At 62.1% G+C, this 13122-nt stretch carries 11 protein-coding genes; 4 read left to right on the forward strand and 7 right to left on the reverse strand.

The window, feature by feature from the left end; all coding sequences use genetic code 11:
• Positions 1–91 precede the first annotated feature (91 nt).
• Positions 92–1933 carry an amidohydrolase gene (locus ACF8RA_RS13920; RefSeq protein WP_392461524.1) on the forward strand — a complete coding sequence of 614 codons (1842 nt, stop codon included), beginning with the start codon at positions 92–94 and terminating at the stop codon, positions 1931–1933.
• Positions 1934–2110: 177 nt separating this feature from the next.
• Here ACF8RA_RS13920 and ACF8RA_RS13925 read toward each other — a convergent pair whose 3' ends face one another.
• The 3 genes from ACF8RA_RS13925 to ACF8RA_RS13935 form a co-directional block, all read right to left on the reverse strand.
• The gene (locus ACF8RA_RS13925; protein WP_176682855.1) at positions 2111–3709 is read right to left on the reverse strand and encodes an MFS transporter; all 1599 of its coding nucleotides are present in this window, start codon (positions 3707–3709) and stop codon (positions 2111–2113) included.
• 1 nt (position 3710) lies between these two features.
• On the reverse strand, positions 3711–4973 hold the full coding sequence (locus tag ACF8RA_RS13930; RefSeq protein WP_392519254.1) for an OprD family porin: 1263 nt from the start codon (positions 4971–4973) through the stop codon (positions 3711–3713).
• A gap of 208 nt (positions 4974–5181) precedes the next feature.
• Positions 5182–6093, reverse strand: a complete 912-nt coding sequence (locus ACF8RA_RS13935) for a LysR substrate-binding domain-containing protein (RefSeq protein WP_010955764.1) — start codon at positions 6091–6093, stop codon at positions 5182–5184.
• A gap of 262 nt (positions 6094–6355) precedes the next feature.
• On the opposite strand from ACF8RA_RS13935, the gene ycaC (ACF8RA_RS13940) reads away from it, so the two are divergent.
• Positions 6356–6985, forward strand: coding sequence for an isochorismate family cysteine hydrolase YcaC (ycaC, locus tag ACF8RA_RS13940; RefSeq protein WP_012274792.1), 630 nt, complete (start codon positions 6356–6358; stop codon positions 6983–6985).
• A gap of 195 nt (positions 6986–7180) precedes the next feature.
• Here the strand turns inward: ycaC (ACF8RA_RS13940) and ACF8RA_RS13945 are convergent, their stop codons facing one another.
• The 4 genes from ACF8RA_RS13945 to ACF8RA_RS13960 all read right to left on the reverse strand — a co-directional run bounded on the left by ACF8RA_RS13945 (position 7181) and on the right by ACF8RA_RS13960 (position 11829).
• A complete protein-coding gene (locus ACF8RA_RS13945; RefSeq protein WP_392487779.1) occupies positions 7181–7759 on the reverse strand; it encodes a PBECR2 nuclease fold domain-containing protein in 579 nt (192 codons plus the stop codon).
• 170 nt (positions 7760–7929) lie between these two features.
• A complete protein-coding gene (locus ACF8RA_RS13950; RefSeq protein WP_209969199.1) occupies positions 7930–8223 on the reverse strand; it encodes a hypothetical protein in 294 nt (97 codons plus the stop codon).
• Between the two features lie 689 nt (positions 8224–8912).
• Positions 8913–10700, reverse strand: coding sequence for a monovalent cation:proton antiporter-2 (CPA2) family protein (locus tag ACF8RA_RS13955; protein WP_339442837.1), 1788 nt, complete (start codon positions 10698–10700; stop codon positions 8913–8915).
• A 154-nt stretch (positions 10701–10854) separates the two neighbouring features.
• Entirely contained in the window at positions 10855–11829 is a 975-nt protein-coding gene (locus ACF8RA_RS13960) for a GlxA family transcriptional regulator (RefSeq protein ID WP_176682851.1), read from the reverse strand.
• Between the two features lie 180 nt (positions 11830–12009).
• On the opposite strand from ACF8RA_RS13960, the gene ACF8RA_RS13965 reads away from it, so the two are divergent.
• Together ACF8RA_RS13965 and ycaC (ACF8RA_RS13970) are read left to right on the forward strand one after the other, a co-directional pair.
• Entirely contained in the window at positions 12010–12372 is a 363-nt protein-coding gene (locus tag ACF8RA_RS13965; RefSeq protein WP_020192890.1) for an AraC family transcriptional regulator, read from the forward strand.
• 71 nt (positions 12373–12443) lie between these two features.
• A complete protein-coding gene (gene ycaC, locus ACF8RA_RS13970; RefSeq protein ID WP_003253573.1) occupies positions 12444–13070 on the forward strand; it encodes an isochorismate family cysteine hydrolase YcaC in 627 nt (208 codons plus the stop codon).
• Positions 13071–13122 lie beyond the last annotated feature (52 nt).

Below are 13122 nucleotides of genomic sequence, written 5' to 3' on the forward strand. Positions count from 1 at the left end.
CACTGTGCTCGGTGCCGCCGGCGCACTCTGGTCCGCATTGCCTTTTACCGGCCAAGCCGGTTCCGCTCACGCATCCACGCAAGGAGGTTCCATGACCGCCGACCTGATTCTGTTCAACGGCAAACTGCACACCGTTGACCGCGAAAAGCCCACCGCGACTGCTGTCGCCATCAAGGACGGCCGTTTCATCGCCGTGGGCAGCGACGCCGAGGCCATGGCCCACAAGGGTGCCGCCACGCAGATCATCGACCTCAAGCAACGCACGGTGATCCCGGGTCTCAATGACTCGCACCTGCACCTGATCCGTGGCGGTCTGAACTACAACCTCGAGCTGCGTTGGGAAGGGGTACCGTCGGTGGCCGATGCCCTGCGCATGCTCAAGGACCAGGCGGCGCGCACGCCCACCCCGCAGTGGGTGCGCGTGGTCGGTGGCTGGAACGAATTCCAGTTCGCCGAAAAGCGCATGCCCACCCTTGAAGAAATCAACCAGGCCGCACCCGACACCCCGGTGTTCCTGCTGCACCTGTACGACCGCGCGTTGCTCAACCGCGCCGCACTCAAGGCCGTTGGCTACACCAAGGACACACCGAACCCGCCGGGTGGCGAGATCCAGCGCGACAAGTTCGGCAACCCGACCGGCATGCTGATCGCCCGCCCGAACGCGATGATTCTCTACGCTACGCTGGCCAAGGGGCCTAAGCTGCCGCTGGAGTATCAGGTCAACTCCACTCGCCAGTTCATGCGTGAGCTCAACCGGCTGGGCCTGACCAGCGCCATCGACGCCGGCGGCGGCTACCAGAACTTCCCCGACGACTACTCCGTGATCCAGGAGCTGGCCGACAACGATCAATTGACCGTACGCATCGCCTACAACCTGTTCACCCAGAAGCCCAAGGAAGAACTCGACGATTTCAAGAAGTGGACCTCCAGCGTCAAGCTGCACAGCGGTACCGACTTCTTGCGCCACAATGGCGCTGGCGAAATGCTGGTGTTCTCTGCCGCCGACTTCGAAGACTTCCTCGAGCCGCGCCCAGACCTGCCGCAAACCATGGAAGAAGAGCTGGAGCCGGTGGTGCGCCACTTGGTCGAGCAGCGCTGGCCATTTCGCCTGCACGCCACCTACAACGAATCGATCACGCGCATGCTCGACGTGTTCGAGAAGGTCAACCGTGACATTCCATTCAACGGCCTGCCCTGGTTCTTCGACCACGCCGAAACCATCACCCCGCATAACATCGAACGCGTGCGTGCGCTGGGCGGTGGTATTGCCATCCAGGACCGCATGGCCTTCCAAGGTGAATACTTCGTCGACCGCTACGGCGCCAAGGCCGCCGAGCAGACCCCGCCGATCAAGCGCATGCTCGAGATGGGCGTGCCGGTGGGCGCGGGTACCGACGCCACTCGGGTGTCCAGCTACAACCCATGGACTTCACTGTACTGGCTGGTCAGTGGCAAGACGGTCGGTGGCATGGAGCTGTACCCGGAAGGTCTGAGCCGTGACACCGCGCTGCAACTGTTCACCCAGGGCAGCGCCTGGTTTTCCAGCGAGCAAGGCAAGAAAGGCCAGATCAAGGTGGGCCAGCTGGCTGACCTGGCCGCGTTGTCGCTGGACTTCTTCAGTGTCGATGAGGAAGCGATCAAGGGTATCGAATCAGTGTTGACCATCGTTGATGGCAAGGTGGTGTACGGTGCTGGTGAGTTCGACAAGCTTGGCCCGCCGCAGGTGCCGGTGCTGCCCGAGTGGTCGCCGGTGACCAAGGTGCCGGGGCACTGGCGCGTCGGTACGCCATCGTTGGCAGCCACCGTGCACCAGTGCAGCGGGCCTTGTGGTGTGCATGCGCACAGCCACGAAAAGGCGCGGCATTCGAGCGTGCCGGTAAATGACTTCCAGGGCTTCTGGGGGGCGCTGGGCTGTTCGTGCTTCGCTTTCTAAGCTGAGCTGATGTGACGAACGGGGGCCAATAACTGGCCCCTTTCTTGTGTCTTCAGTGCCGGCCCTTTCGCGGGTAAACCCGCTCCTACAACGGCCTGTTTCCAACGTCCGGTGTGTGTTTACCGCAGATCATGTGTAGGAGCGGGTTCACCCGCGAATGGGCCGTAAGGGCCGGCATCAATGGTGTGCCTTATGCTCCCCACCAGCCAATAGATGCCGAATCCGCACCTCAACCCCATCGGTCTGCAGCATCCTGACCCGCGCCTCGATCTTCAGTTCGCCACGGGTCACCCGATGGTGATGCCGCAGATGCTCCAGCCATGATTCCTCGAAGAAGAACTCCAGCCACAGCGCCGGATCAGCACTGTCCCGCATCAACCCCCACGACAATGCGCCATTGCGCTTGCGCATCGCTTCCAGCTCTCGCGCCGCCTGCTGGAAGGCCTCGGCTTTGGTGGGGGCGATGTGGTACTCGACGGTGACCATCACCGGTCCGACTTCCTTGTCCATGTCATCGCTCAGCACCGGCACCGGCCAATGCAGCGACGGCGTCAGCTCCTCTGCCTCGGTTTCCGGCAGCGTCACCTTGCAGGTCAGCAAGGTACCCAGCGCCAGGCCGCCTGCGGCCAGCAGCAGGCTGAAGGTGATCGTTGCATGGCTGGCCAGCGTGCCCCACAGCAGGCCGCCACAGGCCATGGCGCCGAAGAAGATCAGAATGTATACCGACAAAGCCCGCGCCCTTACCCAGGCTGGCACCGAAGTCTGCGCAGCCACTTGCAGGTTGGACAGCACCGCGATCCACGCCGCGCCGCTGAGCAGCATCGCGGGCAGCAGCGCATAGAAATTGCGCACCAACGCCAGGGCCAGCAGGAACAGGGCATACAGCAGGCTGGCCAGTAACACCAGGCGGTCACGGCTGATGCGCTCACGCAGGCGCGGCAGCAAGGTGGCGCCCGCCACTGCGCCAATACCGATGGCCGCCAGCAGCAGGCCGAAGTCCGCTGCAGTGCCGTGCATCTCGCCACGCACGATCAGTGGCAGCAGCGAAGTGCCGGCGCTGGCGCAGAAAAAGAACGCCAACGCGCGTAGCAACACGGCCTGCAAAGGCTTGGCACTGCGGGCAAAGCGCAACCCGGTGCGCATGGCGCCAACGAAGCGCTCAGCCGGCAGCAGTGGTTCCTTCACTTCGCGCTTCCACAGGAACAGCACCAGGATCACGCCAGCGAACGAGATGGCATTCAGGGCAAAGGTCAGCCACGGGCCGACCATGCTCACCACCACCCCTGCCAGTGCCGGGCCGATGGCCCGTGACACGTTGATGCCGACACTGGAGAGCGCCACCGCGTTGGCCAGGTCCTCCTTGCCCACCAGTTCCGGTGTCAGTGCGCTCCACGCCGGCATCATCAGCGCTGTTCCAATGCCCAGTGCCAGGGTCAGCACCAGCAGCAAGGTGACGTTCATCATCCCGAGCAAGGTCAGGGCCGCCAGCACCACCGCTACGCAAGACATCCACAGCTGCACCAGCAACAGGTAGCGGCGTTTGTCGACGATGTCCGCCGCTGCGCCGGCCGGCAGGGCCAGGAAGAACATCGGCAGCGAGCCGGCTACCTGGATCAACGCCACGTGCAGCGGGCTGGCCGACAGCGTGGTCATCAGCCAGCCTGCGCCCACCTCGTGCATCCAGGTGCCGATGTTGGAGGCGATGGTGGCGACCCACAGCATGCGGAAGGTGGTGTTACGCAACGGGCTCCAGGCACCTGAAGGGGATGTACTCATGTCAGAAGCTGCCTTTGAGTGGGTATTCGATGATCAGGTAGATGCGGTCGATATCACCGCCCGCCTGGGCCTGGTTGGCGCGGTGGCTGACGTGGGAGAACGACAGGCTCAGGTCCTTGGCAGCCCCTGACTGCACCACGTATTTCAGGTCGATGTCGCGCTCCCAGTGCTTGCCGCCGTCGCCGTACTGGTTCACATAGATGCCGCCCGCAGGCGCATGGCTGCCGTTGATGCCGCGGCCGATGACATAGCGGCCCATCAGGCTCAGGCCAGGTACACCGAGGGTGGCGAAGTTCAGGTCGTAGCGCAGTTGCCACGAGTGCTCGCCAGGGCCGTTGAAGTCGGCGTACTTGATCGCGTTGGCCAGGTAGATCGAGTCGCCGCCGACAAAGTCGAAAGGCGTGTTGCCCTCGACCTTCTGGTAGGCCAGGCTCAGCGCCTGGGCGCCGAAGCTGTACTTGGCCAGCAGGCTGTAGGCGAGGGTGTCGATCGCCCCTGCGCTGGCGTTGCCGGTGTCGCGGGTTTTGTACAGGTTGCCGTCCAGGCGCCAGTTGCCCTCGGCCAGGATCAGGTTGAGGTAGGCCTGGCGCCAGGTGTTTTCCAGCTGCCCGGCATACAGTGCGGCGCCGAACGGCCCGTTGGGCGCGAAGGTGGCACCGGCCAGGCTGATGGCCCGGTTGTGGGTGCTGGCGCCGTAGCCGCTGAAGTCGTCGTGGGTGGAACTGTTGTCCTGGTTGTTGAAGGCAGTGAAACGCCCGGCCTGCAGGCGCCAGTCGGGCAGGTCGGTGTTTTCCACCAGCCAGCCGGTGGCGTATTCCGGATGCAGGCGTTTGTCACCGGTGTCGAACACCGGGGTTTCCACCATCATCTCGCCATAGCGCAACCGGGTGTTGCCTAGCTGCAGTTTGAGCGCGGCCCCGGCGCTGGAGTACTCGGATTCGGCGCGGCCATCGCTGTTGCGTGGCAGCAGGCCGGTGCCGGCATGGCCGCGGCCGCCGTCGAGCTTGAGGCCAAGAAAGCCATGGGCATCGATGCCGACGCCGACAGTGCCTTCGGTGAAACCGGAACGCACCTCGCCGATGAAGCCTTGGGCCCATTCCTGGCGGTAGTTCTGGCCACTGCCGGAGGGCGAGCGGAAGTCACTGTGCAGGAAATAGTTGCGGCTGAGCAGCGACCAGCCGGGTTCATCGGCCTGGCTGAGCGCCGGCCAGAGGGCGAGGGTGGCGAGCAGGGCGCGGCCTGGTCCGTGAGTGGCGCGGATCATGAGGGGCTCCGGGGGATGATCCGGGAGTGTGGAAGAAGAGTAGACCCAAGGTCTTGTAAGGGTGTGCTGGGTGGGGATTTGCATTGCCTGTACCGGCCCTTTCGCGGCTAAAGCCGCTCCTACAGGGCCACCACCGGCCCCGAGCCTTGTGCAAATACCAGTGGGAGCGGGCATGCCCGCGAAGAGGCCGGCTCAGCCAGTCGGGACCTCAAGCCATGTCGCTGATGGCAAATTCCTCAGCCAGATGGTCGATCAGCGCCCGCACCGACGGCAGCAACCCACGCCGCGATGGGAAGATTGCATGCACGATACCGCAGCGCGGGTGCCAGTCCGGAATCAGCTCAACCAGACGTCCCGCCGCCAGGTCCTCACGCACCGCCACCCGCGGCAAGTGCGCAATCCCCACTCCAGCTACCACGAAGTGGCGCAAGGCAAACAGGTCATCAGTCACCATACGTGGCGTATGCGGGATGACGATGCTGCGGCTGTTGTCCTCACCCTGGAACAGTTCCCACTGGTACTCGCGCTGTGCGCTGCCCCAATGCACGCTGGGTAGTGTGCCCAGCAGCTGTGGGTCAAACCCTTTGGGCAGTTGCGCCAGGTATTGAGGCTGGCCGACCAGGCACTGGGTGCTGTTGCTCAGCACCTTCATCACCATGTCAGTGTTCTCCAGCGGCGGAAAGCGCACCCGCAGAGCAATATCGAAGCCCTCGTGCAACAGGTCGACACGGCGGTTGGTACTTTCGATGAACAGCTCCACCTGCGGGTACTTGAGCATGTAGCGGGTCAGCATCGGCCCGACCCAGGAGTTGAGCAGGGTGGTCGGGCAACTGATGCGCACCAGCCCGCGCGGTTCGCTGCGGTTGCGCTCGATGATTTCCGCCGCGCCCTCTGCCTCCACACGCATGGCCAGACAACGGTTGTAGTAGGCCTGGCCGATCTCGGTCAGCGAGCAGTGGCGGCTGGTGCGGTTCAGCAGCCGCACGCCCAGACGGTCTTCAAGGTCGGCGATTCGCCGGCTGAGTTTTGACTTGGGCATGTCCAGCGCCCGGCCGGCCGGGGCGAAGCCGCCATGTTCGACGACCTGGGTGAAGTAGTAGAGGGAGTTGAGGTCTTCCAATGATCGGTCTCCGGGTATTTGGTTGCCTTTGCCGGCCTCTTCGCGGCTGAAGCCGCTCCTACAGGGTTATGCGGTCCGTGTAGGAGCGGCTTTAGCCGCGAAGAGGCCGGCACAGCCCCCGACAAATCCATCGTTCATAAATCAGAACGCTAAAGCCAGATTCTGCTAACTACCGCCGCAAAGGTGATGATTTTAATCTGTGCCCATCAACGCGAAACACCCCGGATTGCTGAAAAATTCATAACCCTTAGGAGCACAGACCATGAGCAAATTCACCTACAACCGCCTGAACAAAGACGACGCTGCCGTACTGCTGGTCGACCACCAGGCTGGCCTGCTGTCCCTGGTGCGCGATATCGAGCCGGACAAGTTCAAGAACAACGTGCTGGCGCTGGCTGACCTGGCCAAGTTCTTCAACCTGCCGACCATCCTCACCACCAGCTTCGAGCAAGGCCCCAACGGCCCGCTGGTGCCGGAACTGAAAGCCCTGTTCCCGGATGCGCCGTACATTGCCCGCCCTGGCCAGATCAACGCCTGGGACAACGAAGACTTCGTCAAGGCCGTGAAAGCCACTGGCAAGAAGCAACTGATCATCGCCGGCGTTGTGACTGAAGTGTGCGTAGCTTTCCCGGCCCTGTCTGCCCTGGAAGAAGAGTTTGACGTGTTCGTGGTGACTGATGCTTCCGGCACTTTCAACGAAATGACCCGCGATGCTGCCCATGACCGCATGAGCCAGGCGGGCGCCCAACTGATGACCTGGTTCGGCGTGGCCTGCGAGCTGCACCGCGATTGGCGCAACGATGTCGAAGGGTTGGCTGCACTATGCTCCAACCACATTCCGGATTATCGCAACCTGATGACCAGCTATAACGCGCTGACTGCGGGTAAGTAACACTAAGTAACCTGATGGGTAGCCTCCCCTTGGGGCTACCGTTGACTTGATCGTAGAGTGTTGTTAGCGTTTGAACTGAGCGCGAAACCAGCTGCCATTCAGCGGTAAAAGCTGGCGTAGGAACCCCGTCGATGGCTGAATCATCAGCGTCGGGTGAGACCTCCACACCCCTGCTTGAGGGTGTGTATATGAATATCAAGCGCAAATACAGGGCCACTGGTGACAGTGGCCCTTTTCTTTTCTTGGCAGAAAATTGTACCGCTTGTAGAGCAGCAGCCCGTGGCGATGTTTGTTCAGTGCTTTTGCATCGCACTGCATGAAATTCCACAGCGTTTTGCCGTTGTCGAGGGGCACGATTACCAGCATCTGGCGCCTGGTTTCGTAGACGCCGATGAAGGCCAGCCTGAAAGTGTCATTGGTGTAAGCGACCTGCCATACCTCAAATGGTCCGATTAACGTATCCAGCGCTACCTTTACATAGCGTTCCCGGGCGTCCTGTCTCTTCTCGACGATGTGGTAGATACAGCTGCGCTGAATCCGGATGTCGCCCAGTGGGCTGCTGATGCTGACTACCTCAACGTTTTTGCTGTCCAAGCCCAGATGCAGTGCAGCAACCTCGACTGCAGCGTCATGCGAATCAGCAGGCGCTAGTTCTTCGATAGCCTGGGCGCGTAGTTCACGCGCAAGTGTTCTGAGGTCGGGTAATTGTTCGTCCAGCCAGGAGTTCTGGCCTTTCTTTTCGGCATTTTTTGCGGCTGGGCTGTTGGGGCTCAATGAAATACCTGACTGGGAACAGTCGCTGATGTGGCGGCGGCCAGGTGAGCCTATGGCGAAGGGGGGCCCCTAACAATCAGATGGAGGGTGACGCGTCGTGTAGGGTATTTCCGGCATTTGGGCAGAGCAGGCTAGTCATTGCAGCCTGCTCAGGGCTGATGTAAATCACTTCAACTTATTGGCTGTGACTCAATCCCATCCAGCAATGCCTCAACCAAACCTTCTGCCATTTCGAGTGCGTTCAGGTTGCTCCAGAACAGGCTCTTGCCTGTGTCATCCAGATGCTCCAAGGCTTTGTAGCCACAGTCGTAGGCACCGCGCAGGTATTGGGCGACATGCACCAGGGCATCGTGGGCGGAAACGCCGGGGTTTACGGTGAACAATGGGGGATGGCCGGCATCGCAGCGGCTGAAAGAGCGTTGTGTGGTGTTGGGGAGGGGTGGATCGGGGACGATTCTTTTCATGGCAATTCCTTCTCCAGGATTGAACTGCAACCACCCGTTTCCACGCAGAAGGCGGCAGTTGTGCGCGGGGTGGAAAACCGGTGAGAAGGCAAGCCGGTAGGCCAAACGGCCTCACGCGCACAACTGCCATAACGGCAGCCCTTCATCACATCCGGGTTTCCACACCCGATCGCTGAACCGACAGCGACCCGGTCAGCCTAGAGAGCAGGCCTTCCCCGGACAATCAGATGGGCGTCGACACGATGCGTAGGATAATTCCTTGGGATTGGCGTGAACGTAGGAAATGGTTCGCGGGGAAGTAGGACCCAGCTGAGAATTAGACGATTTTGTGATGGCTTTTGTGTGTTCGCGTCATGGCGGCGAGGTGATCGTCAGGAAATTGCAGGATGGCTTCCAGGTGCCTGGCGATAGTTTTTGGGCGCCCATGAGATCGAGCGCCGCCCGCGCGGCGCTTCGCGGGTAAACCCGCTCCTACGTTTGTTTCTGGCCAGTCCCTCCTGTGCCAGGCGCGCGCGACCGCCTTGTTTGTACGACGCGATATCGAGGCGTGCGCCAGGGGGCTCGCGTGCGCGTCCCACAGGAATAACTGGCCCGAAACAGACGTAGGAGCGGGTTTACCCGCGAAGCGCCGCGCGGGCGGCGCTCGATCTCACAGGCACTACAACCCTCAAGGCATGCGCCAAAAGGCCTCAATCCGCATCCGATTCAAACAACCGTTCCAGCTCCACCCGCGCCTCCTTGCCCGTCTGCATCACCTTGGCCCGGTCATCACGTACCTGCCCCTGGGCCTCCAGCACCTCTTCGTCATGCTGGGTGAACCGTGCAATGCGGTCCGCCGCCTGTTCATCGCTCAGGCCCAACCCCACCAGTGCCCGGCGGGCCATTTCCAGGCTGGAGTGGTATGTCTCGCGAATCGGTTCGGCGCCCACATCCGCCAGTTTGTGCACGTGCTGGCGGTTACGCGCCCGGGCCAGCACTTTCAGGTGCGGGTACAGGCGTTTTACCCGTTCAGCGCTACGAATGGCGGCTTCCGGGTCATCGATGGTGATGATGAAGTACTCCGCCTCACCCACCTTGGCCGCATGCAGTACCTCGGGGCGCAGCGGGTTACCGTAGAACACCGGCACCTGCTCGAACATACGGGTCATCTCGATGGCATCCACCGAGGTTTCCAGGGCAACGAACGGGATCTTCTGTGCCCGCAGGATACGCGCGACGATCTGGCCCATGCGGCCCATGCCGGCGATTACCACCCGCGGTGTGCCGGCGTCGATGGCCTTGTAATGTTCGGGCACTTCACGCACTGGCTGCGCACGTTTGAGGGCGTGGGCGCAGCCAATCATGAGCAGTGGGGTGATGGCCATCGACAGGGTAATGGTCATCAGCAGCAGGTCGTAGGTCTGGGTATCGAACAGGCCCTGGTCCTTGCCCAGCTTGAACACCACGAAGGCGAACTCGCCGCCGGCGGCCAGCACCATGCCCAGTTGCAGCGCGCTGGCGCCGCTCAGGCCGCCGGCCAGGCGACCGGTGCCGACCAGCAGCACCAGCTTCACGGCCACCAGCAACAGGGTCAGGCCCAGCACCACCAGCGGCATCTCCAGCAGCAGGTGCAGGTTTGCACCCATCCCGACACTGATGAAGAACAGCCCCAGCAGCAGGCCCTTGAAGGGTTCGATCTGTGATTCCAGCTCGTGGCGGTATTCCGAGTCTGCCAGCAGCAGGCCGGCGAGGAAGGCGCCCAGGGCCATGGAAATACCGGCTTGTTCCATGAGCCAGGCGGTGCCGATCACCACCAGCAGTGCGGTGGCAGTGGACACTTCCGGCAGGCCGGTGCGAGCCACGGTGCGGAACAGCGGGCGCAACAGGTAGCGGCCGCCGATGATGACCACGGCGATGCTGGCGAATACCTTCAGCCCATTCTCCAGGCTGTCGCCACTGCTGGTGTCCGGGCCAGTGGCGGCCAGCAGTGGTACCAAGGCGATCAGCGGGATCGCGGCGATGTCCTGGAACAACAGGATGGCGAACGCCAGACGGCCGTGCGGGGCATTGAGCTGTTTGTTCTCTGCCAGGCTCTGCAGGCCAAGGGCGGTTGACGAAAGCGCCAGGCCCAGACCGAGCACGATGGCCGCGGGCAGCGTCTGGCTGAAGCCGAACAGGGCGATGGCGCCGATAACCGCGCCGGTCAGCAGCACTTGGGCAGTGCCAACACCGAACACCGACTTGCGCATCAGCCACAAGCGTTTGGGCGACAGCTCCAGGCCGATGATGAACAGCAGCAAGACCACGCCCAGTTCGGAAATGTGCGCCACCCTTTCTGTGTCGTGGACCAGGCCAAGTGCTTGCGGGCCGATGACCACACCGGCGAGCAGGTAGCCGAGCATGGCACCCAGTTGCAAGCGCTTGGCCAGGGGGACGGCGAGGACGGCGGCAAGCAGGAAGATCACTGCAGTTTGCAGAAGGCTGCCTTCGTGTGGCATTGGCTCTTACTCCATGAGCTGCCGGGGCAGCGTTATTACAGGTTGGCCGACGATTCTGGAGGCTGGGCTGGCATTAGACAATCTGATGTCGGGAAGAAACATTGTCCTGAAAAAAGAGACGGTGGCTGCGGTCAGTTGTGGGAGTGGCCCGCGCTCATCCCCCACCAAACTGTGCCCGATACTGCGCCGGCGTCATGCCAATCCGCTCACAGAATACCTTGCGCAAATGCCGGTCGCTGCCAAACCCGCACTGCGCTGCCACAACCTTTAACGGCAGGTCGCTGCCTTCGAGCAGCTTGCGCGCGCTGTCGATGCGCGCATTCTGCAGGTACTGCAGCGGCGTCATTCCCACCTCGCGCAGAAACGTTCGGGCAAAGTTGCGCCCGCTCATGGCCACCAGTTCGGCCATTTTCTGCACGGTGAATGCCTGCTCGATGTGGTCGACTATATAGGCCTGTACCCGGGCAATCGGCGAGTCATCGCGTGGAACCGCAGCCAGCAACGGTCCGTAAGGTGTCTGCCCGCCCTGACGATGACGGGCAACCAGCAGCACCTTGGCCACTTCCAGGGCCAGCGCCTTGCCATGGTCCTCGGCAACCACCGCCAGTGCCAGGTCGATCCCTGCAGTGATACCGCCCGAGGTGATCAGGCAGCGGTCCATCACATAAATCTGCTCGGTCTCCACCTTGGCCTCGGGAAACGCCTGTGCCAGGCGCTCCACGTAATTCCAGTGGGTGGTGCAGCGATAGCCATTGAGTAACCCGGCCCGACCCAGCAGGAACACCCCGGTGCAGATGGCACCGAAGCGTTTGGCCTGGCGCACGGCCTTGGGTAGCCAGCGCTCGATCCCTGGCAAGGCGACGGCATAAGCCCCTGGGCCGCCCGGGACCAGCAACAGGTCGACGGCCTCCGGCAAGTCTTCCAGGCGCCGGTCTGCCACTACCTTCAGGCCGCATGAGCCGCGTACCACCGCTTGTCCCTCGGCCAAGGTCAGCAGCCGATATTGCCGTTCTGCTGGCAAGAACCGGTTGGCGATGGCGAATGCATCCATGGGGCCGGTGACATCCAGCAGTAGCACATCGTTGAACAGCACCATGGCCACGGTGCGGTGTGCGGGTTTTTCCTGCATACCTCTTTCGCCTTGAATGCCGGCCGCGGGTAGCGGCCAGAAGCTGAATACGAAACGCATCTTAAGGTATCGGCAAAACGCTCAGGGCCAGCAGCGCACAATTAACAATAATTCAGGTTTGGCTCAGGACTTCGTCATGTGCCGGGGGCGAGACTTTCTGCATTGAACAGGAGAGTCGCCATGTACCCTGGGACGCCCGAAGCGCCGCTGCAAACCCCCGGCGCACTCACGCCCGCGCGGCTGCGCCGGGCCAAGGAGCTGATGTTGCATAGCCCGTTGTCGATCATCGAGATCGCCGCGGTATGCAACCTTACCCGCAGCCATTTTTCCCGCGCGTTCAAAGTCAACACCGGCCTTTCGCCGCAGGCCTGGCGCCTGCTGGCGCGCATGGAAAAGGCCAAGCGCTTGCTTGCAACCGAGGCGCCTATCACCCACGTGAGCCTGGAATGCGGCTTTTGTGACCAGGCCCATTTCACCCGTGCTTTCAGCCGCCTGGTCGGCCAGCCACCCAAGGCCTGGCGGCAGGCGCAGACACTTTCTTAAGCCAATGCTATCCACCGGTATAACCCCTGCGGGCAGTGCCGGCCCGTTATCCCAACCCAAGGAGTCACCCCATGAGCCAACCCGATTACAAGCGCCTGAACAAAGACGACGCCGTGGTGCTGCTGGTCGACCACCAGACCGGTCTGATCTCGCTGGTGCAGGATTTTTCGCCCAACGAATTCAAGAACAACGTGCTGGCCTTGGGCGACCTGGCCAAGTTCTTTGGCCTGCCGACCATCCTCACCACCAGCTTCGAGCAAGGCCCGAATGGCCCGCTAGTGCCCGAGCTGAAAGAAATGTTCCCGGATGCGCCGTACATTGCCCGTCCGGGCCAGATCAACGCCTGGGACAACGAAGACTTCGTCAAGGCAATCAAGGCCACGGGCCGCAAGCAACTGATCATCGCCGGTGTGGTGACCGATGTGTGCGTGGCTTTCCCGACCCTGTCGGCGCTGGCGGAAGGTTTTGAAGTGTTCGTGGTGACCGATGCCTCGGGTACCTTCAACGAAACCGTGCAACAAGCGGCTTGGGTGCGCATGACCCAGGCGGGTGCGCAGATGATGAACTGGTTCTCGGTGGCCTGCGAACTGCACCGCGACTGGCGCAACGACATCGAAGGGCTGGGCAACCTGCTGTCGCAGCGTATTCCCAACTACCGCAACCTGATGAACAGCTACGCGGCGCTCGCCTCGCGATGATGTAAACCTGTATCGGCCTCTTCGCGGGTAAACCCGCCCCTACCATGGCTGC

The organism is Pseudomonas sp. FYR_5 (assembly GCF_043106315.1).
Taxonomy (GTDB): Bacteria; Pseudomonadota; Gammaproteobacteria; order Pseudomonadales; family Pseudomonadaceae; genus Aquipseudomonas; species Aquipseudomonas putida_Y.